Annotated in this window: 20 protein-coding genes and 1 pseudogene; 9 read left to right on the plus strand and 12 right to left on the minus strand. The window is 61.9% G+C overall.

Annotated elements, in window-relative coordinates:
* Positions 1–5: 5 nt before the first annotated feature.
* Positions 6–1259, minus strand: coding sequence for a serine hydroxymethyltransferase (locus tag ACOKS3_RS27620; protein ID WP_103448655.1), 1254 nt, complete (start codon positions 1257–1259; stop codon positions 6–8).
* Positions 1260–1535: 276 nt separating this feature from the next.
* On the opposite strand from ACOKS3_RS27620, the gene ACOKS3_RS27625 reads away from it, so the two are divergent.
* Positions 1536–2051, plus strand: coding sequence for a hypothetical protein (locus ACOKS3_RS27625; protein ID WP_422764455.1), 516 nt, complete (start codon positions 1536–1538; stop codon positions 2049–2051).
* A 172-nt stretch (positions 2052–2223) separates the two neighbouring features.
* Positions 2224–3264, plus strand: coding sequence for a threonine aldolase family protein (locus ACOKS3_RS27630; RefSeq protein ID WP_422764454.1), 1041 nt, complete (start codon positions 2224–2226; stop codon positions 3262–3264).
* Between the two features lie 90 nt (positions 3265–3354).
* Here ACOKS3_RS27630 and ACOKS3_RS27635 read toward each other — a convergent pair whose 3' ends face one another.
* From ACOKS3_RS27635 to ACOKS3_RS27645, 3 genes are all read right to left on the minus strand, one after another.
* Positions 3355–5292, minus strand: a complete 1938-nt coding sequence (locus ACOKS3_RS27635; RefSeq protein ID WP_463581463.1) for a methyl-accepting chemotaxis protein — start codon at positions 5290–5292, stop codon at positions 3355–3357.
* 107 nt (positions 5293–5399) lie between these two features.
* Positions 5400–5702 (minus strand): cell division protein ZapA, encoded by a 303-nt coding sequence (locus ACOKS3_RS27640; protein ID WP_027917545.1) that lies wholly within the window; start codon positions 5700–5702, stop codon positions 5400–5402.
* Entirely contained in the window at positions 5699–5929 is a 231-nt protein-coding gene (locus ACOKS3_RS27645; RefSeq protein ID WP_103448651.1) for a hypothetical protein, read from the minus strand. Before ACOKS3_RS27645 ends, ACOKS3_RS27640 begins: the two co-directional genes overlap by 4 nt.
* Before the next feature lie 290 nt (positions 5930–6219).
* On the opposite strand from ACOKS3_RS27645, the pseudogene ACOKS3_RS27650 reads away from it, so the two are divergent.
* Positions 6220–6975 (plus strand): annotated as a pseudogene (locus ACOKS3_RS27650) (MCP four helix bundle domain-containing protein); the annotation flags it as partial.
* Positions 6967–7830 (plus strand): methyl-accepting chemotaxis protein, encoded by an 864-nt coding sequence (locus ACOKS3_RS27655; RefSeq protein WP_371922791.1) that lies wholly within the window; start codon positions 6967–6969, stop codon positions 7828–7830. The pseudogene ACOKS3_RS27650 and the gene ACOKS3_RS27655, both read left to right, overlap by 9 nt.
* A 38-nt stretch (positions 7831–7868) precedes the next feature.
* On the opposite strand, the gene gbcB is transcribed toward ACOKS3_RS27655, so the two are convergent.
* Complete coding sequence (gene gbcB / locus ACOKS3_RS27660; protein WP_103448649.1) at positions 7869–8969, minus strand: glycine-betaine demethylase subunit GbcB; 1101 nt, start codon at positions 8967–8969, stop codon at positions 7869–7871.
* A gap of 294 nt (positions 8970–9263) precedes the next feature.
* On the opposite strand from gbcB, the gene gbcA reads away from it, so the two are divergent.
* Both gbcA and ACOKS3_RS27670 read left to right on the plus strand, forming a co-directional pair.
* On the plus strand, positions 9264–10556 hold the full coding sequence (gbcA, locus tag ACOKS3_RS27665; RefSeq protein WP_103448648.1) for a glycine-betaine demethylase subunit GbcA: 1293 nt from the start codon (positions 9264–9266) through the stop codon (positions 10554–10556).
* A 677-nt stretch (positions 10557–11233) separates the two neighbouring features.
* Positions 11234–11437 (plus strand): S1 domain-containing protein, encoded by a 204-nt coding sequence (locus ACOKS3_RS27670; RefSeq protein WP_103448647.1) that lies wholly within the window; start codon positions 11234–11236, stop codon positions 11435–11437.
* A gap of 56 nt (positions 11438–11493) precedes the next feature.
* Here ACOKS3_RS27670 and etfB read toward each other — a convergent pair whose 3' ends face one another.
* From etfB to ACOKS3_RS27700, 6 genes are all read right to left on the minus strand, one after another.
* Positions 11494–12264, minus strand: a complete 771-nt coding sequence (gene etfB / locus ACOKS3_RS27675; RefSeq protein ID WP_103448646.1) for an electron transfer flavoprotein subunit beta — start codon at positions 12262–12264, stop codon at positions 11494–11496.
* A gap of 10 nt (positions 12265–12274) precedes the next feature.
* Positions 12275–13507, minus strand: a complete 1233-nt coding sequence (gene etfA / locus ACOKS3_RS27680) for an electron transfer flavoprotein subunit alpha (RefSeq protein ID WP_422764453.1) — start codon at positions 13505–13507, stop codon at positions 12275–12277.
* Complete coding sequence (gene dgcB / locus ACOKS3_RS27685) at positions 13507–15459, minus strand: dimethylglycine demethylation protein DgcB (RefSeq protein ID WP_103448644.1); 1953 nt, start codon at positions 15457–15459, stop codon at positions 13507–13509. Before dgcB ends, etfA begins: the two co-directional genes overlap by 1 nt.
* A gap of 180 nt (positions 15460–15639) precedes the next feature.
* Positions 15640–17700 carry a dimethylglycine demethylation protein DgcA gene (gene dgcA, locus ACOKS3_RS27690; RefSeq protein WP_103448643.1) on the minus strand — a complete coding sequence of 687 codons (2061 nt, stop codon included), beginning with the start codon at positions 17698–17700 and terminating at the stop codon, positions 15640–15642.
* Positions 17701–17715: 15 nt separating this feature from the next.
* Positions 17716–18246, minus strand: coding sequence for a DUF5943 domain-containing protein (locus ACOKS3_RS27695; protein ID WP_008091518.1), 531 nt, complete (start codon positions 18244–18246; stop codon positions 17716–17718).
* A gap of 76 nt (positions 18247–18322) precedes the next feature.
* A complete protein-coding gene (locus tag ACOKS3_RS27700; RefSeq protein WP_009682902.1) occupies positions 18323–19300 on the minus strand; it encodes a dipeptidase in 978 nt (325 codons plus the stop codon).
* A 285-nt stretch (positions 19301–19585) separates the two neighbouring features.
* Between ACOKS3_RS27700 and ACOKS3_RS27705 the strand changes: the two genes are divergently transcribed.
* The 3 genes from ACOKS3_RS27705 (at position 19586) to ACOKS3_RS27715 (ending at position 21436) form a co-directional block, all read left to right on the plus strand.
* Positions 19586–19987 (plus strand): lysozyme inhibitor LprI family protein, encoded by a 402-nt coding sequence (locus ACOKS3_RS27705; RefSeq protein WP_103448642.1) that lies wholly within the window; start codon positions 19586–19588, stop codon positions 19985–19987.
* A 115-nt stretch (positions 19988–20102) separates the two neighbouring features.
* Complete coding sequence (locus tag ACOKS3_RS27710; RefSeq protein WP_258035894.1) at positions 20103–20819, plus strand: hypothetical protein; 717 nt, start codon at positions 20103–20105, stop codon at positions 20817–20819.
* A 65-nt stretch (positions 20820–20884) separates the two neighbouring features.
* A complete protein-coding gene (locus ACOKS3_RS27715; RefSeq protein ID WP_422764452.1) occupies positions 20885–21436 on the plus strand; it encodes a hypothetical protein in 552 nt (183 codons plus the stop codon).
* Here ACOKS3_RS27715 and ACOKS3_RS27720 read toward each other — a convergent pair.
* Entirely contained in the window at positions 21427–22389 is a 963-nt protein-coding gene (locus ACOKS3_RS27720) for a GlxA family transcriptional regulator (protein ID WP_103448639.1), read from the minus strand. The genes ACOKS3_RS27715 and ACOKS3_RS27720 overlap by 10 nt on opposite strands.
* Between the last annotated feature and the right edge of the window lie 103 nt (positions 22390–22492).

A 22492-nucleotide genomic window follows, 5' to 3' on the forward strand; every position in this document is an offset into this window, starting at 1 on the left:
TCCACTCAGCGGTAAACAGGGAAGTCAGCGCACAGGGCCGCGACGTTCTTCGCCACATCGGCTTCGACGTCAGCGTCACCGAGGTTGTCGAGGATGTCGCAGATCCAGCCGGCCAGGGCCACGCACTGAGCGACCTTGAAGCCGCGAGTGGTAACGGCCGGGGTGCCGATACGCAGGCCGGAGGTGACGAACGGCGACTGTGGGTCGTTCGGCACGGCGTTCTTGTTGACAGTGATGTGCGCGCGGCCCAGGGCGGCGTCGGCATCTTTACCGGTCAGACCCTGGCGGATCAGGCTGACCAGGAACAGGTGGTTGTCGGTACCGCCAGAGACCACGTCGTAGCCGCGGTCGATGAATACCTGGGCCATCGCCTGGGCGTTTTCGATCACTTGCTTCTGGTAGGCCTTGAAACCAGGCTCCAGCGCTTCCTTGAAGCACACCGCCTTGGCGGCGATCACGTGCATCAGCGGGCCGCCCTGGGCGCCCGGGAATACCGCGGCGTTGAGCTTCTTCTCGATCTCTTCGTTGGACTTGGCCAGGATCAGGCCGCCACGTGGACCGCGCAGGGTCTTGTGGGTGGTGGTGGTGACCACGTCGGCGAACGGGATCGGGTTCGGGTACAGGCCTGCGGCAACCAGGCCGGCAACGTGGGCCATGTCGACGAACAGCAGCGCACCGACCTTGTCGGCGATGGCGCGGAAGCGTGGGAAGTCGAGGGTTTTGGAGTAGGCCGAGAAGCCGGCAACGATCATCTTCGGCTTGTGCTCGACGGCCAGGCGCTCGACTTCGTCGTAGTCGATCAGGCCGGTGTCGGTATTGATGCCATATTGAACGGCGTTGTACAGCTTGCCCGAGGACGACACCTTGGCGCCGTGGGTCAGGTGGCCGCCGTGGGCCAGGCTCATGCCGAGGATGGTGTCACCGGCCTGCAGCAGGGCCAGGTAGACCGCGCCGTTGGCCGACGAGCCGGAGTGCGGCTGGACGTTGGCGTAGTCGGCACCGAACAACTGCTTGGCGCGCTCGATGGCCAGCGCCTCGACCTTGTCGACATGCTCGCAGCCACCGTAGTAGCGCTTGCCTGGATAGCCTTCGGCGTATTTGTTGGTCAGGCCGCTGCCCTGGGCCTGCATCACGCGCTTGCTGGTGTAGTTTTCCGAAGCGATCAGCTCGATGTGATCTTCCTGACGCTGTTCTTCGGCATTCATCGCCGCCAGCAGTGCATCGTCGTAACCCTGGATCTGGTCTTGCTTGCTGAACATCGTGTATCTCCCGGCAGCGATCGTTTTTTGTCGTGGGGCACTGTGGCCCTTTGTGGCGATGTTATGACTGGCCGGGGCGGGTCAGATGCCTGCGCACGCCTTGCAATGGCGCGTTTACGACATTCCGCCTTCGAGGCAGCTGCGCCTGTCGTTGGGTTGAGCCTGGGCCGAACCCGTGCAGACCTAGCATTTCTGCCAGTTGCTGAGCTTGATATGGGTGCCTGAAGATTCTCTCATCGGGAAGCTCATTCTTGCTGAAACAAAAGGAGATAGACCATGCAAGTCAACGCTAGCTTTGGACTGTTTACATTTCCATTGGAGCCTCAAGCCTATGGCTCATTAATTCATGCGAGGGCTGGAGATTTTCTTGACATCAAGTCTTTTGATCAAAGGCGTTCTACCGCAAAACTAAGCTTGATTGAATCCGACCTGATTGAAACGCAGCCATTAGTTCGCATCACGGGCGCTGAACTAAAAGCAGAGGATATTTCGGCGAAAATCAACGCACAACGCTTTCAGGACAGAAAGGCCGAGCGATCGAGCCGCCACCGCCGTGAAAACGTCACGAAAAAAATTTATACTTTCGTCCATATTTACACTAACGGGGAACTTATTGGCGTATTCCCTGAAGACAAGAGCGCACTGGGTAATGCGGCAATAGCCAATAGCGGAAATCTAAAATTTAACAATAAGGATTATAAAATTGATTTTCGCTATATCGATGTAACTTACGACGAAGTCACCGGCCTTCTCGATAGCATCTATTGGGACATTTACTTGATAGAAAATTGAGAATACTAGCGAATTTGGTGCGACACTCTGCACGCTCTTGCGTTGCTGGCATGCCCGATCGTCGACCTGGTGCATGCCCCAGCAGTCCATTCACCTAAACGAACTTGTATAGGCAACCCACCAAATGATGGTTTAGAGTGCTGTTCTGCGTCGTTCACAAGACAGAAGCGCCATGACAGACAAGAGCCAACAATTCGCCAGCGACAACTATTCCGGCATCTGCCCCGAAGCCTGGGCCGCGATGGAAAAGGCCAACCACGGCCACGACCGTGCCTACGGCGACGACCAATGGACCGAGCGTGCGTCGGAATACTTCCGCAACCTGTTCGAAACCGACTGCGAAGTGTTCTTCGCCTTCAACGGCACCGCCGCCAACTCCCTGGCCCTGGCCTCGCTATGCCAGAGCTACCACAGCGTGATCTGCTCCGAGACTGCCCACGTCGAAACTGACGAGTGCGGCGCGCCGGAGTTCTTCTCCAACGGTTCCAAGCTGCTCACCGCACCCAGCGTCAACGGCAAGCTCACGCCGGAATCGATCCGCGAAGTGGCGCTCAAGCGCCAGGACATTCATTACCCCAAGCCGCGGGTGGTCACCATCACCCAGGCCACAGAGGTCGGCACTGTCTATCGCCCCGACGAGCTGAAGGCGATCAGCGCCACCTGCAAGGAGCTGGGCCTGAACCTGCACATGGACGGCGCGCGCTTTACCAACGCCTGCGCGTTCCTCGGTTGCAGCCCGGCCGAGCTGACCTGGAAGGCCGGCGTGGATGTGCTGTGCTTTGGCGGCACCAAGAACGGCATGGCGGTGGGTGAGGCGATACTGTTCTTCAACCGCCAACTGGCCGAGGACTTCGACTATCGCTGCAAGCAAGCCGGGCAACTGGCATCGAAGATGCGCTTCCTGTCGGCGCCGTGGGTCGGGCTGCTGGAAAATGGCGCCTGGCTGCGCCATGGCAATCACGCCAACCATTGTGCGCAGTTGCTGGCGTCGCTGGTGGGTGATCTGCCAGGGGTCGAGCTGATGTTCCCGGTGGAGGCCAACGGGGTGTTCCTGCAAATGCCTGAGCACGCCGTTGAAGCGCTGCGCGGCAGGGGCTGGCGGTTCTATACCTTCATTGGTAGCGGTGGCGCGCGGTTCATGTGTTCCTGGGATACCGAGGAAGAGCGGGTGCGTGAGCTGGCGGCGGATATCCGCAGCATCATCAACGCCTGACAGATCGCATTCGCGGGACAAGCCCGCTCCTACAGGGATACGCGATCACCTGTAGGAGCGGGCTTGCCCTGCGAAGAAGCCAACACCGATCTAGAGCTTGAACCCACCCATCTGCCGTGCCAGATCATCGGCCAAGCCACGCAACGCCTGACATTCCTCGCGACACCCCTGCACCTCGGCCGCCGTCTCCCGCGCCAGGTCGGAAATGCCCTGCACCGTCCGGTTGATCTCCTCGGTCACCGCCGACTGCTCCTCGGTCGCCGTGGCCACCTGGTGGTTCATGTCGCTGATGTGCTCCACCTGATCGGTAATCGCGCCCAGCGATGTGCCCGTGCGCAGGCTCGATTCAACCCCGCTGCCCGTCGCTTGTTGCCCCGCCTGCATCGAACTGACCGCCGAACCTGCCCCCTGCTTCAGGCGCTGGATCATCTGCTGCACTTCATCGGTCGACAATTGCGTACGCCGGGCCAAGGTACGCACCTCATCGGCCACCACGGCAAACCCGCGGCCCATCTCTCCTGCCCGCGCGGCCTCGATGGCGGCGTTCAATGCCAGCAGGTTGGTCTGTTCGGAAATGCTACGGATCACTGCTAAGACTTCATCGATCGAAGCAACTTCATCCGCCAACTGGCCGACGGCATCGGCCGCCTTGCCGATATCACCCGACATGCCCTCGATACCGCGGATTGAACGCTGCACGACTTCACGTGCCTGCAACGCCTCCTCCCGCGCCGATTGCGATGCCTGGGCCGCATCGCCGGCATTGCGGGCAATGTCTTGCACGGTCAGGCCCATCTCATGCACGGCAATAGCGACCATCTCGGTCATTTCCTGCTGGCGACCGGAGCGTTCGGCCGTGTTATCCACCACCTGGGTGACCTGCTCCACAGCCAGGTGCAGCCGCTGACTGGTGCGCAACACCTCGCCAATCAGGCCGCGCTGGCTGTCAAGGAAGCGATTGAAACCACGGGCCAGGTCGCCCAGTTCATCCTGGCGGGCATCGTCCAGGCGATGGCTGAGGTCCCCGCCCCCACCGCCAATCTCTACCAGCGCGGCGGTGACGCGGCGAATCGGCCGCACCAGACCACGCGCCAGCAGTACCACCAGCAGCAGCGAAATCAACGCGATCGCGCCGCCGATCAGGCTGGTCAGCCACACCGCCTGGCGCATCTGCGCGTAGATTTCCGCCTTCGGCACCTCGGCCACCAAGGTCCAGTTCAAGTCGCGCAGGGGCAACCCGAGCGCCAGATAGTCTTCGCCGTCCCGGCTGAACTGGCCGCTGTGCAGTTGCCCCCCCTTGGCCATTACAGCCCTGGCTGCGTCCTCGCCCATTTGCTCGGCGAGCTGGCGCTTGCCGCTGAAGGCCGCGTCCGGATGCACCTGAATGAGGCCGTCGTTGCGCACGAGGAAGACCTTGCCGCGCTCGCCGAAGCTGAAGTCGTGGATCAGTTTCGACAGTTCGGTCATGCGCAGGCCCATGCCGGCGACGCCGACCAGCTTGCCGGCCTTTTCCACCCGGTAATCGATGAACAGCGCCAGTTCGCCCGTAGCATGGTCGATGTCGATATTCACCAAGCGTTCGGCACCACTGTCGATGTAGCCGTAGAACCACCTGTCATTGGGGTTGCCGCGACTGAGGACGCGGTCCCGGCCATTCTCGTTGTAGTAGTTGCCGGTTTCGGTCGAGGCGAACAGCGCAGTGAACGCATGGTTGCGCTGCTTGGCGGCCTGCAGGTATTCCAGGAATTGCGGCGCTTGAGCGGGATCTTCGCCAGCGGCAAGCCAATCGCGCAGCAGCGTATTACCCGCGATGTCGGCTGCAGCCACCAACGGCTGGCCAAGCATGCGCTCGATGTCATTACGGATGGCTTCGATGCTGGCCGGCAAGGCGGTATCGACCAGGTAACGCTCGGTCAGGCGGTTGAGCGCCACCGTGAAGATGATCACAACCACCAGGATGCTTGCCAGCAGGGCCGCGCCCATGCTCGCAATCAATTGCCACTGGATGCTCTTACGCCAGATACGCATGCCCCGCTCCCCGCTAATTATTGTTTTGCGAGAAGTGTATACACTTGAGTATTCAGTTAATCCAGTGATCTGGAACAATGGGGCCGCATCGCGACCCCGAAGAGGTGTCAGGACTCAGCAATAGTCTTGACGATGGCGTCCACCGTGGCGTCGATCTGCGCCTGGGTACGCTCGAGGGTCTGCTGGTGTTCCTTTTGCAGTTCAACCTGTTTGGAACACAGGTTCAGCGCGGCCAGCACCAGCAACTTGTCGCCGATCAGGGTCGGGTACTGGCGCTTGGTTTCATTCAGCGCGGTGTTGAGCATCCGCACTGCCTGGGCCAAGGTCTCTTCCTGGCCTTCGGGCGCCTTGATCGAATAGTCGCTGCCGAGGATCGACACGACATTGATCGGCTGCGCTTGCAGTCTCATGCGCCGACGACGCCTGCACTGGCGCGGTCAACCAGCGCCTGGATACGCGCAGCGGTGGCGCCGTGCTTCTCTTCCTGCTCCATCAGCGACAGCTGCAGGGTTTCGTTTTCTTCCTTGGCCTGGGCCAGTGCCTGGCCGAGGGTGGTGTTCTGCTCGGTGAGTTGAGCGTTTTTCTGCATCAGGTCACTGACCAGTTGCTCGAGTTGATTCAGGGAGGCTTCCAGCATGGGTCTATCTCGGGTTGTTGCAAAGGGCGCACACGATAAAGAAAAGCGTGAGCCCCCGCCATTAAATATCGGATTCTTAAGGTTTCTACCCCGCAGATTGACAGGGTATCGGCCCCCTTGTTCCGACTTGGGTCAACCGCCGGTCAGGTAAATAGTTAGCTGGCTCACATTTTTCTCGGTCAGCCTCAAGACTGGTCAGTCACGACCGATACACAGGTAGGTCGTATTTCGTCGCACGGACCGCGCCTCCATATTCCTTGCCTGGACTATTCCCCATGTCTCTACGCAACATGAACATCGCCCCGCGCGCGTTGCTCGGGTTCGCCCTGATCGGCGTACTCATGCTCGGCCTTGGTATCTTCTCGCTCATGCAAATGGGCAACATCCGCCAGGCCGGCGTGGACATCGAGAATATCAGCGTGCCCAGTATCAAGACCCTGGACGAGCTGACCGCGCTCAACCTGCGCATGCGCACCCTGTCCTATCGCCTGCTGCTCAATCGCGCCCCGGATACCCAGCGCGATACCCTCAACCTGCTGGACCAGCGCAACGCCCAGATCGACCGTGCCCGTCAGGCCTACCTGCCGATGATCGGTGCCGCCGACGAGCAGGCCGCCTTCGACCAGTACACCCAACTGCTCAACCAGTACCGCCAGCTCGAGTCGCGCATGCGCAGCCTGAGCCAGGCCGACCGCCTGGACGAATTGCGCGACCTGCTCAATCGCGACCTGCTGGCCAACTCCGAACAGATCAACAAGGTCATGGACACCCTGGTGCAGATCAACACCGACCAGACCCGCGCCACCAATGAAACCGCCGCCAACCAGTACGCCGCCGCCTTCGCCCTGGTGATCGGCCTGTTGATCGCCGCCACTGTGCTGACCTTCCTCTGTGCCTTCCTGCTGACCCGCAGCATCGTCAAGCCGATCGAAGAAGCGCTGCAGGCGGCCGAGCAAGTGGCCGACGGCGACCTGACCAAGGTCATCCGCGCCGAAGGTACCGACGAAGCAGCTCGCCTGCAGCGCGCCATGGCCCGTATGCAGGACAAACTGCGCGACACCCTGCAATTGATCGCCGGTTCCGCCACCCAGCTGGCCTCGGCAGCCGAGGAGCTGAACTGCGTCACCGACGAAAGCGCCCGCGGCCTGCAGCAGCAGAACAACGAAATCGAACAGGCCGCCACCGCCGTCACCGAGATGACCAGCGCCGTGGAAGAAGTCGCGCGCAATGCGGTCAGCACCTCGGAGGCGTCAAGCGAAGCCAGCCGCTCGGCCGGCGACGGTCGTGACCTGGTCATGGAAACCGTGGGTGCTATCGAGCGCATGAGCGGTGACGTGCAGGCCACCGCCCAGCTGATCACTCACCTGGCCGAACAATCGCGCGACATCGGCAAGGTGCTCGACGTGATCCGTGGCCTGGCCGACCAGACCAACCTGCTGGCGCTGAACGCGGCGATCGAAGCGGCACGTGCTGGTGAGGCTGGTCGTGGCTTTGCCGTGGTGGCGGACGAAGTGCGGGCGCTGGCCCACCGCACCCAGCAGTCGACCAGTGAGATCGAGCGCATGATCGGCAGCATCCAGGGCGGTACCGAACAGGCGGTGGAGTCGATGCGCACCAGCACCGAACGCGCCGAGTCGACGTTGAACATCGCCAAGGGTGCGGGCATGGCGCTGGATACCATTGCCGGGGCTGTGGCGCAGATCAACGAGCGTAACCTGGTGATCGCCAGTGCGGCGGAAGAGCAGGCCCAGGTGGCGCGGGAAGTGGACCGCAACCTGGTGAACATCAACGACCTGTCGGTGCAGAGTGCTACCGGGGCGCATCAGACCAGTGCGGCAAGTGCCGAGCTATCGCGCCTGGCAGTGGACCTCAATGGCCTGGTAGCCCGGTTCCGTACTTGAAGTAACTGGGGCCGCTTTGCGGCCCCGGCAATTTCGGATCAGTAATCGATCCGCACATCCCCTTTCGGCACACTGCAGCACGACAGGATGTAGCCCTCGGCTTCGTCTTCCTCGGTAATCCCGCCGTTGTGCTCCATCTCCACTTCGCCGCCCAGCTTGAGCACCTTGCAAGTCCCGCAGATGCCCATGCCGCAGGCCTTCGGAATCATCAGCCCGACCTTCGCCGCCGCCGCATGCACGGTCTCGCCCGGGGCGACGCGGATGCTCTTCTCGCTGCCGATGAACTCCACCAGATTGAGGTCCGAAGCCGCCACTTCCGGCGCATCGGCTGCCTGCTCGGCATGCTCCACCGCATCGGCCTTGGCTTCCGGTGGCGTCGCGCCGAACGATTCCTCGTGGTAGTTCTTCATGTCGAAGCCGACCGCTTCAAGCATGCGCTTGACCGCACTCATGTACGGCGTCGGGCCGCAGCAGAACACCGTGCGCTCCATGTAGTCTGGCGCAATCAGTTCCATCAGGCGCTGGTTCAGGTAGCCGCGATAACCTGCCCATGGCTCACCCAGCCCGTGCTTCTCGCAGATGATGTGCAGGCTGAAGTTGGGGATGCGCGAAGCCATCTGTTCCAGCTCACGGTGATAGATGATGTCTTTCGGTGAGCGGGCACTGTGCACGAACACCATGTCGACGTTGGCGTTGGTGTCGTAGAACCAGCGCGCCATCGACATCACCGGGGTAATGCCCACGCCACCGGAGAGGTACAGCACCTTGCCCGCCGGGAAGTCGATGGCGTTGAACAGCCCCACCGGGCCGTGTACCGGCAGCTCGGCGCCTTCGTGCATGGTGTCGTGGAGGAAGTTGGACACCAGCCCACCCGGCACGCGCTTGACCGTGATCGAGAAGCTGTAGGGCACCGACGGCGAACTGGAGATGGTGTACGAGCGCATCACCGGCTTGCCTTCGATCTCCAGCTCCAGGGTGACGAACTGCCCGGGCTTGAAGAAGAACATGATCGGCTGGTCGGCCATGAAGCAGAAGGTGCGCACGTCCCAGGTCTCCTGGATGACCTTGACGCAGCGCACGATGTGGCGGCCGTTGGCCCAGGTCTGGGTGGTGACCGGATTGAGGAAGGTATCGGACATGTTCATCTCCAGCGGCCGACTATGGCCCTTTTTATGGCTTGGATAATGCGCAAGCTGAAGGCTGCGTACATTCCTGCCAGCGACATCGGCGTGCTTATCGCGACCAGCCCCGCGCTACAAGGGCTGGCGCGTCGTAATTCAAATCGGCCATGTCGCCCATGGATACGGTTCATGGCGTCTTCGGACGCACACTCCACGGCAAAACGAACTGCTGTTTTTGAAAAGCAGCCTTGCGGCACCACAACAACGATTAGCCACCTTTTGCCGGCCGCACGCGGCCCCGAGGAATACACGATGGACGTCACCGCAACCCTGAGCCTGGGCGATCCACTGGAACCTGCACGCAAGGCCACCGCCGAGATGCTGCAGACCCGCGAGCGCACCTACTCGCTGCCCCAGCCTTTCTACACCGACGAGCGTCTGTTCCAGATCGACATGCAGGAGATCTTCCAGAAGGAATGGCTGATCGCCGGCATGACCTGCGAGATCCCGGCCAAGGGCAACTACATCACCCTGCAGATCGGCAAGAACCCGATCCTGGTGGTGCGTGGTGCTGAAGGTAAGGTGCACGCCTTCCATAACGTCTGCCGCCACCGCGGCTCGCGCCTGTGCGTGAGCGACAAAGGCAAGGTGGCCAAGCTGGTCTGCCACTACCATCAGTGGACCTACGAGCTGGACGGCCGCCTACTGTTTGCCGGCACCGAAATGGGCGCCGACTTCGACATGAAGGAGTACGGCCTCAAGCCTGTGCACGTTAAGGTCGCAGGCGGCTACATCTTCATCAGCCTGGCGGAAAACCCGCCTGCCATCGACGAGTTCCTGGCCACCCTGGACCACTACATGGAACCGTACGACATGGAAAACACCAAGGTGGCGGTGCAGACCACCTTGATGGAAAAGGCCAACTGGAAGCTGGTGCTGGAAAACAACCGCGAGTGCTACCACTGCTCCGGTTCGCACCCGGAACTGCTGCAAACCCTGCTGGAATGGGACGACACCAACGACCCGCGCGCCAGCCAGGAATTCAAGGACCACGTGGCCAGCTCCGCCGCCGCCTGGGAAGCCGAAAAGATCCCGTACCTGCACAAGAGCCATGGCCTGCGTAACCGCATCGTGCGCATGCCGCTGCTCAAGGGCACCGTGTCGATGACCATGGACGGCAAACAGGCCTGCCAGAAGCTGATGGGCCGCATCAAGAACCCGGACCTGGGCTCGATGCGCATCCTGCACCTGCCGCACTCGTGGAACCACTGCATGGGCGACCACATGATCGTCTTCACCGTGTGGCCGATCAGCGCCCAGGAGACTATGGTCACCACCAAGTGGCTGGTGCACAAGGATGCCGTCGAAGGCGTGGACTACGACCCGGAGCGCATGCGCAAGGTGTGGGATGCCACCAACGACCAGGACCGCCGACTAGCCGAAGAGAACCAGCGCGGGATCAACTCCACGGCTTACCAGCCTGGGCCGTACTCGAAGACCTACGAGTTCGGCGTGGTCAACTTCATCGACTGGTACAGCCAGCGGGTGCTGAACAACCTGGGTGCGGAGCCAGCGCCCTACCTGAAGGAAGTGCAAGCGCAGTAATGGTTCAACTGTACTGAAAACGCCACGGCCGGGTTAACCGCCGTGGCGTTTTACATGACAATCCAGGGCTTCTTCACACGTTATCCACAGCTTTAGCTACAGCCCTTGTGGACAGCAATGCAATCACTTCAGCAATACCCCCAAACAACAATCGATCATTATTTGATCAAAACACTGTAACCCTCTGATTTAAAGGCTTACAGCCTATATCGAACATCTTGTCCACAGAAGCGCCAACAGTTTTTGTGCGCAGTTGCATTTTGATCTGTGAAACTCTGTGGGTAAGCAGCACAACTGACTGAAAATGCTGACTCTGCGCGAAACTGCAGCCTTTTGATCATTTATTGAACAACACGCTAGAGCACCCATAATTCGCGGCCTTCAGCTGTTACCAAACAGATTATCCACAAGCCCACCAACAGTGATTGTGGGAAACTTGGCTTCGCCTGTTCTGCAGCTGCCTGTTTTCATTATCCGTGCCGCTGATCATATTTTGACCACTCCCGCTTAGCCAGCGCCAGGCAAGGGCCCCAGCGAAGCGCAAACACTTTATCCACATAGTGGCGAACAGAATCCGTGGGCAAAACTGCGAAGCAACTGACATTTTTGTCAGTTTCGCCCAATTGCCCCTGTACTTCAGTATTGGCCACTACTTTGATATTACTGAGGAGCAACTTATGCACAGGCGTTTGGCTGGAACTGTGAAATGGTTCGATGAGGGCCATGGGATGGGGGTAATCAGCGCTGATGGGCAAAGTTGGGATTACCTGGTGTTGCGCTGTGCGATAGAGAATGGAGGATTGTCGGCGGGGGAACGGGTGTCGTTCATGCCGGTGACCGCAGCGCTGGCGAGCTGGGCGTTCAACGTGGTCCGGCAGTAACCGCTTTTTGCAGGAGCGGCCTTGCCGGGGCGCTCCTGCAAAAAGCGCAGGCAGGCTCAGCGCAGCACGCCCTCCTCTACCAGCAGCTTGAGGATGGCCTCGGCGCCGTCCTGTGGAGAAACATCCTTCAGCACCTTGCCGCCGCCACCACTGGCCTTGGCGGTGGCCGCCTTCATCCGGTCCGCACCGCTCTTGGCCTTGATCACCTTGAGGCGCTTAGGTCGTGGCCGCGCTGGCTGCAATTCGGCTTCGGCCAGAAGTTCATCTTCAACGATCGCCACATTGCGCGCTGCCAGCAAACCCCGCCGTGCCGGGCCGAATGCACTCTGGCGCGGCTTCGGCGCAGCGTTATCCACAGTGGCCAATAACGGCAGCCGCACCTTGAGCCGACGCCGCTGACCGCGTGGCAGCGCTTGCAGCACCTGGGCAGTACCATTTTCGATCGACTCCACTTCGGCCAGCCCCACCACCAGCGGCCAGCCAAGCTTCTCGGCCAGCAGGAACGGCAGCATGCCAGACCCTTCGCCGGTCTCGGCCTGGCTGCCGGTCAGCACCAGTTGGGCGCCAGCATCGCGCAGGTAATCACCCAGCACGCCCAGCACATCGGCGCCAGCCGGCTGTTCCAGCACGTCCAGATGGTCCAGGCCCATGCCCAGGTAGGCGCGCAGTGCTTCCTCCCGCGGGTCGCCGGCATGCACCACCTGCAAGTTATCCCCAGCCAGCTGCAGGCCCAGCTCCACGGCGCGGGCATCCTGCTCGGCGCGACGGGCGCGACCAGAGCTGGGGTGGGCACCGATGGAAACCAGGCTGATCACTTTCGTACTCATGCTCGTGCCCTTATGCCGCGTCGCGTTGAGCGCCGCTGCGGAAGTTGTCCACAGCCTCGATCAATGCCTTGAGAATCGCCGAACTGTCGCCAATCACCGACAGGTCAGCCCGTTTGATCATGTCGCAGCCTGGGTCCATGTTGATCGCCACCACCTTGTCGCAGGCGCCGATGCCCTGCAGGTGCTGGATCGCGCCCGAGATACCCACAGCCACGTATACGCGTGCAGTCACCCAGGTGCCGGTGGCACCGACCTGGCGGTTGCGCGGCATGAAGCCGTCGTCCACCGCCACCCGCGAGGCGCCTTCGGTGGCGCCGAGGGCCGCCGTGGCCTTGTGGTACAGGTCCCAATCCTTGACACCGTTGCCGCCCGAGACGATGAACTCGGCTTCGGCCATGGCGATGGTCGCCGGGTCGACGGCCACCGAACCCAGGTCCTCGATGCGCGACAGGCTGCGCACCACGCTTGTGGACAACTCCACCGGCAACGCTTCGTGGCGGGTTTCGCTGACCGGCTCGGCACACTCCGCCGCGCCCAGGATCAGGCGTGGCACGGCGCGTTGCAGGTCTTGCTGGCCGGCACCGGCACGGCCGATGCACTGGCCGTCCTTGACCTGCCAGACCCGCGTTGCCGGGCGCTCGCCGAGGGACGCACCGAGGCGCCGCCCCAGCTCGCCGCCACCGCTGCGGCTGTCGGGCAGCAACCAGTGGCGCGGTGCGAACTGGTTATCCACAGCGCGCAGGCCCTGCACCAGTTGCTCCGGTGCATAACCTTCAAATTCCTCGCCTTCGAGTACCAGCAGGCGATCGACACCGGCTGTGGAAAAGTTGCTTTCCTTGTGTTCGCCGAACACCACTGCCAGCACTGCGCCGTCGCTGCCAGCCAGGCCATGGGCCAGGCCCAGCAGGTCGCGGTCGTGGCTGCTCAGGCGGCCGCCCACCATGTCCGGCACCACGGCGATATAGAACGCCGGCGCCGGCACCTGATGCAGCGGCAGCTGCACTTCGGCTGCCGCCGTACGCCGCCCACCGACACCGGTGCCCTGCTGGGCACCGCTGCGGTCGATGCGCTTGAGGCCGGCAGGGCCGATGAAACCTGCGGCAATCGCATGGGGGTTCTTGCGAATCAGGCCGTTTGGCCCCATCCAGCGGGTCTGTTGCGTCTGCATCGCCGCATGCAGCGGATGCAGACGGTTACGGGCGATCCACTCGGCGCGTGGGTCGCGGCGGATGATTTCGCTCATCAATGCACCTCCGCAGGTTCGCGTTTAACCGTTGGCGACTTTGGGGCCGCGGGAGTTTCCTCTTCGATCAGCACATCAGCCACCAGCTCGGCGAGGTCCTTGATCTGTGGCCGCGGTTCGACCACACCTTCGAGCATCGCGGTGCACTGCGGGCAACCCACGGCCACCAGTTCGGCCTGGGTCTCGCGGATGTCGTCCATGCGCATATCCGGGATCCGCTGCTTGCCAGGGATGTCGGTGATCGGCGCACCGCCGCCACCGCCGCAGCAACGGGAACGGAAGCCCGAGCGCTCCATTTCGCGCACTTCGATCCCCAGCGCCTTGAGCACTTCACGCGGGGCTTCGTACTCACCGTTGTAACGGCCCAGGTAGCACGGGTCGTGGTAGGTGACGCTGCCGCCCTTGTGCTGGCCGAGGTTCAACTTTCTGGCCGCAATCAGTTCGGCGATATACGTGCTGTGGTGCTGCACCTGGTACTCGCCACCGAGGGCACCGTATTCATTTTTCAGCACATGGAAGCTGTGCGGATCGCAGGTGACGATGCGCTGGAACTTGTACTTGGCCAAGGTCTGGATGTTGCGTTTGGCCAGTTGCTGGAAGGTCGCTTCATCGCCCAGGCGGCGCGCCACATCACCGCTGTCGCGCTCTTCCAGGCCGAGCACGGCGAAGTCCACGCCGGACGCCTTGAGTACTTTGACGAACGAACGCAGGGTGCGCTGGTTGCGCATGTCGAAGGCACCGTCACCGACCCAGAACAGCACCTCGGTGGACTTCACCTCCGACATCAATTGCAGGTTGAGGTCGGCCGCCCAGTTCATCCGCCCGCCAGGCGCAAAGCCGCCAGGGTTGTCGGTGGCGATCAGGTTGTCCAGCACCTCGGCGCCCTTGTTCGGGGTCGCGCCCTTTTCCAGGGTGAGGTGGCGACGCATGTCGACGATGGCGTCGACGTGCTCGATCATCATCGGGCATTCCTCGACGCAAGCGCGGCAAGTGGTGCACGACCATAGCGTCTCGGCGTCGACCAGGCCGTTGACGATCGGCTGGTGCGGGTTGCCGCTGTGCTCGCCAATCGGCTTGCCTGGGTAGGGGCTACCGGCGAAGTTGGCGTCACTGCCACCGGCCAGGCCGATGACCATGTCCTGGATAAGTTTTTTCGGGTTCAGTGGCTGGCCGGCGGCGAACGCCGGGCACATGGCTTCACATTTGCCGCACTGCACGCAGGCATCGAAGCCGAGCAGTTGGTTCCAGGTGAAGTCCACTGGCTTTTCCACGCCCAGTGGTGCGTTCGGGTCTTCCAGGTCCAGCGGCTTGAGGCCGGTGGAGCGGCCACCGCCGAAACGTTCGGCGCGGCGGTGCCAGGCCAGGTGCAGGGCACCGGCGAAGGCGTGCTTCATCGGGCCGCCCCAGGTCATGCCGAAGAACAGCTCCGACACGCCCCACAGCACGCCCAGGCCGAGAATGCCGACCATCACCCAGCCACCGGTGTTGGCCGGCAGGATGCCAGCGACCGGCAAGGTGGCGATGAAGAAGCTGGCAGCGAACACCAGCAGGCTTTTCGGCAGGCGCATCCACGGGCCCTTGGACAGGCGCGAAGGCGGGTTCAGGCGGCGTTTGAAGACGAAGATGGCGCCGCTGAACATGATCACCGTGGCCACCAGCAGCGCGTAGCCGAGGATCTTGCTCTGCAGGCCGAAGCCGTGCACCAGGATCGCCAGCGCCGCCGACAGCACGAAGCCGCCGGCAGTGGCCACGTGGGTCTTGGACATGTACTTGTCGCGCTCGACCACGTGGTGCAGATCGACCAGGTAGCGCCGCGGCATGGCCAGCAGGCCGCCGATCAGGTCAACCTTGGACGGCCGGCCACGCCGCCACATGCGCACCCGGCGCAGGGCGCCGAGCACTGCCAGGCCAAGGGCAGCGAACAGCAGGATGGGTAGAAGGGTGTTCAACATGGGAGGCTCCCACAACAGCTGGATTCTTGCGCCGCCTCAAGGGCGGCGCGGACCCCTGTAGGAGCGAGCATCGCTCGCGATAGCGCCCGATCAGACAACCCGGTTGCCAAGGCTGACGCCATCGCGAGCTCTGCTCGCTCCTACAGGGGGGCCAGTCCCGCCTCTACAGAGGCGGTGCGATCAGAAGTCCTTGCACAGGCGCAAGGCGTCGTAGATCGCCGCATGCACGTTGCGCTGGGCCACGCAGTCGCCGATGCGGTACAGCAGGTAGCCCTCGCCCGGCTGGCTGAGGATCGGCTGTGGCTTGATGGCGAACAGCGCCTCCACGTCGATCTGGCCCTTGTTGCGCGAACCGTCCTTCAGCGCGTAGTACAGCTGCTCGTCCGGACGCACGCCGTTTTCCACCACAACCTGGTCAACCACGCGTTCTTCCTTGGCGCCGGTGTATTCGTTCTCCAGCACCGCCACCAGTTTGTCGCCTTCGCGGTAGACCTTTTCCAGCATCATGTCGCCGGTCATGATCACTTCTTTGGGGTACATGCTGCGGTAGTAGGTCGGGAAGGTGGTACCGCCCATGGCCACGCCCGGCTTGATGTCGTCGGTGACGATCTCGACCTGGCTGCCCTTGTCGGCGATGAAGTCGGCCACCGACATGCCGGTGAATTCGCAGATGGTGTCGTACACCAGCACGTTCTTGCCCGGTGCGACCTTGCCGTCGAGCACGTCCCAGCTGCTGACCACCAGCCCTTCGGCGGCGCCCCAGTGCTCGTTCTGCTCAAGGAACGAATGGCCACCCACCGCCAGCACGATAACGTCCGGGCGCAGATCCTGGATGGTCGCCACGTCAGCGGCGGTGCCCAGGCGCAGGTCGACCTTCAGGCGCGCCAGCTCCAGCTGGTACCAACGGGTGATACCGGCAATCTGGTCACGCTGCGGCGCCTTGGCGGCGATGGTGATCTGCCCGCCGATCTGGTCCTTCTTCTCGAACAGGGTCACGTCGTGGCCGCGTTCGGCAGCCACGCGGGCTGCTTCCATGCCGGCGGGGCCTGCGCCAACCACTACCACCTTGCGCTTGACGCCGGTGGTCTTCTCGATGATGTGCGGCACGCCCATGTATTCACGGGAGGTCGCGGCGTTCTGGATGCACAGTACATCCAGGCCCTGGTACTGGCGGTCGATGCAGTAGTTGGCACCGACGCACTGCTTGATCTGGTCGATCTGGCCCATCTTGATCTTGGCGATCAGGTGCGGGTCGGCCATGTGCGCACGGGTCATGCCGACCATGTCCACGTAGCCGCCTTCCAGAATGCGCGTGGCCTGGTTCGGGTCCTTGATGTTCTGCGCGTGCAGCACCGGAACTTTGACCACTTCCTTGATGCCGGCCGCCAGGTGCAGGAACGGCTCCGGCGGGTAGCTCATGTTGGGGATGACGTTGGCCAGGGTGTTGTGAGTGTCACAGCCCGAGCCGACCACACCGATGAAGTCGAGCATGCCGGTGGCGTCGTAGTACGCGGCGATCTGCTTCATGTCCTCGTGGCTGAGGCCATCGGGGTGGAACTCGTCACCGCAGATACGCATGCCGACGCAGAAGTCGTCACCGACTTCGGCACGCACGGCCTTGAGCACTTCCATGCCGAACTTCATGCGGCCTTCAAAGGTGCCGCCCCACTCGTCGGTACGTTTGTTGACCCGTGGGCTCCAGAACTGGTCGATCATGTGCTGGTGCACGGCCGACAGTTCCACGCCGTCCAGGCCGCCCTCCTTGGCACGCCGCGCAGCCTGCGCGTAGTTGCCGATCACGCGCCAGATCTCTTCCACCTCGATGGTCTTGCAGGTGGCGCGGTGCACAGGTTCACGGATACCCGACGGCGACATCAGGGTCGGCCAGTTGAAGCCGTCCCAACGCGAGCGGCGGCCCATGTGGGTAATCTGGATCATGATCTTGGCGCCGTGCTTGTGCATGGCGTCAGCAAGGTTCTGGAAGTGCGGGATGATGCGGTCAGTCGACAGGTTGACCGAGGCCCACCATTCCTGCGGGCTGTCGATGGCAACAACAGACGAGCCGCCGCAGATCGCCAGGCCGATACCACCCTTGGCCTTCTCTTCGTAGTACTTCACGTAGCGGTCGGTGGTCATGCCGCCGTCAGTGGCGTAGACCTCGGCGTGCGCAGTGCTGAGTACACGGTTGCGGATGGTCAGTTTGCCGATCTGAATCGGCTGGAACATTGCTTCGAATGCCATGACGCTATCTCCGGCTTACAACGGCTTTGTAACGAACAGGCCATCTTCGTGGCCTTCTTCCGAACCGCCGTAGACCTGTTCGGCCACGGTGCGGATCTTGCTGCCGCGGGCAGCGAGAATCTGGTCCATGGCGCCGGCGAACCAGCCGGTGAACATGTAGTCGACTTTGCGGCCGCACTTGCCATAGACGTACACGAAGGCGGAGTGCTTGAGCTTGACGCTGCAGGTGCCTTTATCCAGGTCGATGTCCTGGATCTCGAACAGGCCCCAACCACGCTGGCTAAGCCGCTTCATGTAGTGCTCGAACACCGCTACGCCTTCCAGGCCATGGCATTCGGCTTCCTTTTCGCACCAGTGCCAGGCGGACTTGTAGCCGGCCTTGTAGAGGATCTCGGCGTAGGCGTCGGCGCCCAGCACTTCCTCGATGCCGATGTGGTTGTTGACGAAGAAATGGCGTGGCACATACAGCATCGGCAGGGCGTCGCTGGTCCAGACACCGGTCTCGCTGTCGACTTCGATTGGCAATTGCGGGGCGATCTTGGCCATGGAAACTCAACTCCATAAAATTTTTATGTGGGTGCCCCGGCGTTGCTGGCAGGGGCTATCAGGCTTGGAGAGCGGCTTACTCGCCCCAGACGTCCTTGAGGACGTTGACCCAGTTCTCGCCCATGATCTTGCGCACCACGCGCTCGGAATGGCCGCGCTTGAGCAGGGTCTCGGTTAGGTTGGGGAACTCGCCGACAGTGCGAATGCCCAGCGGGTTGATGATCTTGCCGAAGTTGGTCAGGCGACGGGCGTAGCCCTTGTCGTGGGTCAGGTACTCGAAGAAGTCCTGGCCGTGACCCTGGGTGAAGTCGGTACCGATACCGATGGCGTCTTCACCGACGATGTTCATGGTGTACTCGATGGCCTCGGCGTAGTCGTCGATGGTCGAATCGATGCCCTTGGCCAGGAACGGCGCGAACATGGTCACGCCGACGAAGCCGCCGTGGTCGGCGATGAACTTGAGCTCCGCGTCCGACTTGTTGCGCGGGTGTTCCTTCAGGCCCGAAGGCAGACAGTGGGAGTAGCAGACCGGCTTCTTCGATTCGAGGATGACTTCCTCGGAGGTCTTGGAGCCGACGTGGGACAGGTCGCACATGATGCCGACGCGGTTCATCTCGGCAACGATCTCGCGGCCGAAGCCCGACAGGCCGCCGTCACGCTCGTAGCAACCGGTGCCGACCAGGTTCTGGGTGTTGTAGCACATCTGCACGATGCCCACGCCCAGCTGCTTGAACACATCGACGTAGGCGATCTGGTCTTCGAACGCATGGGCGTTCTGGAAGCCGAAGAGGATACCGGTCTTGCCCAGTTCCTTGGCCTTGCGGATGTCGGCGGTGGTACGTACCGGCATCACCAGGTCGCTATTGTCGCGGATGAGCTTCTGGCTGGCGGCGATCTGGTCAACGGTCGCCTTGAAGCCTTCCCAGACCGACACCGTGCAGTTGGCCGCAGTCAGCCCGCCCTTGCGCATGTCCTCGAACAGCTCGCGGTTCCATTTGGCAATGATCAGGCCGTCGATGACGATGCTGTCGGCGTGAAGTTCGGCTGGGCTCATCAGGCTGTCCCCTTTGTTGATTTGGGCCGCGCCGAATCTTCTGCCGGCGCTTTGGGGCCAGCATATGCCTGTGCCCAAAGGCGCCCCGATGCAAAAACGACAGGGGGTTTGCCGAAAGCGTCAATGCGCGACATCGCGGCCTCTGGCACGCCGCCTGGGGATGAGAGACAGTCTCGATAACGACATCCCACGCCGTTTCATGAACATTTCGTCTGGGAGCTATCGTCTTCTCTGCGGCTGAGCGAGAATCCAGCCGATTCGTCAGCCTTGTTAAGGAGAAAACGGATGAAATCAATGGCATGGCTGGTACTGCTGGCGGTCGTCTCGGGCGCCCACGCCAGCGAGGAAGAAAGCACCCCGTGCGACAACGTCGAGAGCGACCAGCAGACCTTCGCTTGTGCGGCATTCAACAAGCAGACCGCCGAGCGCGAGCTGAAATCGGCGTATGACGACCTGATCCAGCGCATTCGCGACCAGTATGCCGATGAAGGCGACAAGGCAACGGCGCTGGTCGGGCGCATGGAGGCCGCCGAGAAATTGTGGACGCAGCTGCGCGATGCCGATTGCAAGGTCGAGACCTATGCCGAGAAGCCTGGCAGCAAGGCATTCCAGGCAGCCTGGGATACCTGCGTGGCACAGCGCAGCGATGACCGCTCGGAATATTTGCAGTCCATTGGCCAGCAGTAGAAATGTCCGCTGAGCGGGAAAGGCTTTCAGCTTATCTGCGTGGGTGATCCGAACCACAGTGCATCCCAGGCGCCTCACCCGAGGCGCTGGAATGTACTTGATCGGAATCCAAGATATGACCTCCAACCTCAGCAAAACCGACATGGACGGCGCCATCGCTGCCCTGAAGAAAGAAGGCGAAGAGCGCGCCGTCATGGTCGCCAACACCGTCTGCATCTTTGCTCCGGATGTACCGGCAAGCGTTGCGGAAGACGTGCTGGATGGCATGCGCCTGATGAACCTGTCGGCCAACAAGAAGTTCGACAAGGAAACCCAGCAGCGCGAGTGGTACAACTACTACAACGACGGCCTGGGCAAGTTCGGCTGGACACTGACCGGCGCCGCCCATGTTGAGGAAGCCCTCGACAAAGACACCCACACGCTGGCAACCCTGGCGCCGGAGATTGTTACTGTCCAGATCGGCCGCAGCCATCGCTTGAGCCGCTGTGTGAAACGCTCTTTCGAAGTGATCGTGAAAACGCCAAAGGCGCAGCAACTGCTTGAAGAAAGCAGCGTGAGCGTGTCGGGCAAATCCAGCACTATCCAGATTTCCGCCTGCGAAATGTCGCCGCAAGGGCTGCCGATCATGCACATGACCAGCGTTCAGCTGAGCTACGACAAGGCCGAAAAGGCGGCAGGTTCCGCTGGCCGCATCATCGACAAGTCGAACACTCGTGTGTACCGCGCCTCGCAACAAGGCTCGTTCAGTGTTCGCCACTTCGAAGCCATGCGCGAGGCCGTCAGGTTGAAGCTGGCCAGCCAAGCGTTCGACATCCTGGCTCTCGACATCTGACCCGAACCTGGCGCCGCCTGCGGCGCCAGTTTCCCCTTCTTGCGCATAACCCGAGCGCCCGCTACATGCCTGCGAAACCTGCCGCCCAGCGTTACGAAGACCTGCATGCCTGCTTGCGCCTGGCGCAACTGGAGGCCAACGGGAGTCATGACCGCCAGCAAGATGGCCAGCGTTGGCTCAGTCGCTTTCTGCTCACCCTGGAAGATTACGGGGCCAAACTGTTTGAACGGACAACAAGAAACATCACCTGCACGCCTACGGACGCTGTGTTTGAAGATGTATTCTCTGGCTGGATTCCGCCACCTCAACAGCCAAACCTCAAGTTCAAACGGGTTGCCAGTGACATACTCCATGGTTTGAAACAGCCAGACCTCGCACTGCTGCGCAGCACATCGGCCAGCTCGCATATGAGCATCGCGTTCGACGTGGATGATGACGGCGAGCCCGTGGCAATTATATTTCACCTGTGGTGTGCGACCGACCCGGACGCCCCTCGCACGCGTCTGGCCCTGCTACTGAATCACCTGGGCGCGAAACTTGACACCCAGGCATTCGAGGCTCGGCGAGCCCAGCTCGAAAGCCGACTGCAGGCGCTTTCCAACCTCGATCAGTTCTGATCTGGCGCCTGTGGCTTCAGTACTTGACGTTCTTCGCGCGGGCAGCGGCCAAAGCGCCGCTTATATCGGCGAGTGAAGTACGACGGCAGCTCGAAACCACACGCCACGCTGACCTGGGTGATGCTCATCTGCGTCTGGCACAGCAGCTGACGTGCCTTGTCCAGGCGCAGGCCGAGATAAAAGCCACTTGGCGTGTCATTCAGGTACAAACGAAACAAGCGCTCCAGTTGACGCCTGGTAATCATGGCTCGGGACGCCAGTTCCAAGGTGCTCAACGGCGGCTCGGTGTGCTTTTCCATCTCACCGATCACCTGCACCAGCTTGCGGTTGCTGATGCCATAGCGTGAGGCAATTTGCATCCGCTGGTGGTCCTGGCGCGGGCGGATGCGGCCGAGCACGAACTGTTCTGACACCTGCACCGCCAGCTCGCTGCCATGGGCCTGCGCTATCAGGTCCAGCATCAGGTCGATCGACGCAGTGCCTCCCGCGCAAGTGATGCGCCGCCGGTCAATCTCGAACAGCTCCTGAGTCACTTGCAGGCGCGGATAACGCTCCTTGAACGCATCCAGCGCTTCCCAGTGCAAGGTCGCGCGATAACCGTCAAGCAGTCCGGCCTCGGCCAACACCACCGGGCCGGTGTCGATACCACCGAGAATCGCCCCTTCATGGTCAAGCCGGCGCAGTACCTGCTGCAGGCGGGGGCCATAACAGGCCAGCGGCTCGAAGCCGGCAACAATCAGCAGCACATCACCTGGCTCGCTCTCCGCCAACGCAGCGTCGGCGTTCACCGACATGCCATTGCTCGCCTGTACCGCACCGCCATCCAGGCTGAGCACGCGCCAGCGATACGACGGCCCTTTGAAACGGTTGGCCACGCGCAGTGGCTCCAGTGCGCTGATGAACCCCATTGCCGAGAACCCCGGCAACAACAGGAAATGAATCAGTTGCGGCATTACTTGCTCCACGACGAAAGGTGGTCGCCTCCGTGCAAATCTTGGTCGCCAGGGTGCGATTTCCCACCCTGTCGCCAGCGTAGCTTATCCACACGGCCCGCAG

The organism is Pseudomonas sp. HS6-2 (genome assembly GCF_049325675.2).
Taxonomy (GTDB): domain Bacteria; phylum Pseudomonadota; class Gammaproteobacteria; order Pseudomonadales; family Pseudomonadaceae; genus Aquipseudomonas; species Aquipseudomonas putida_N.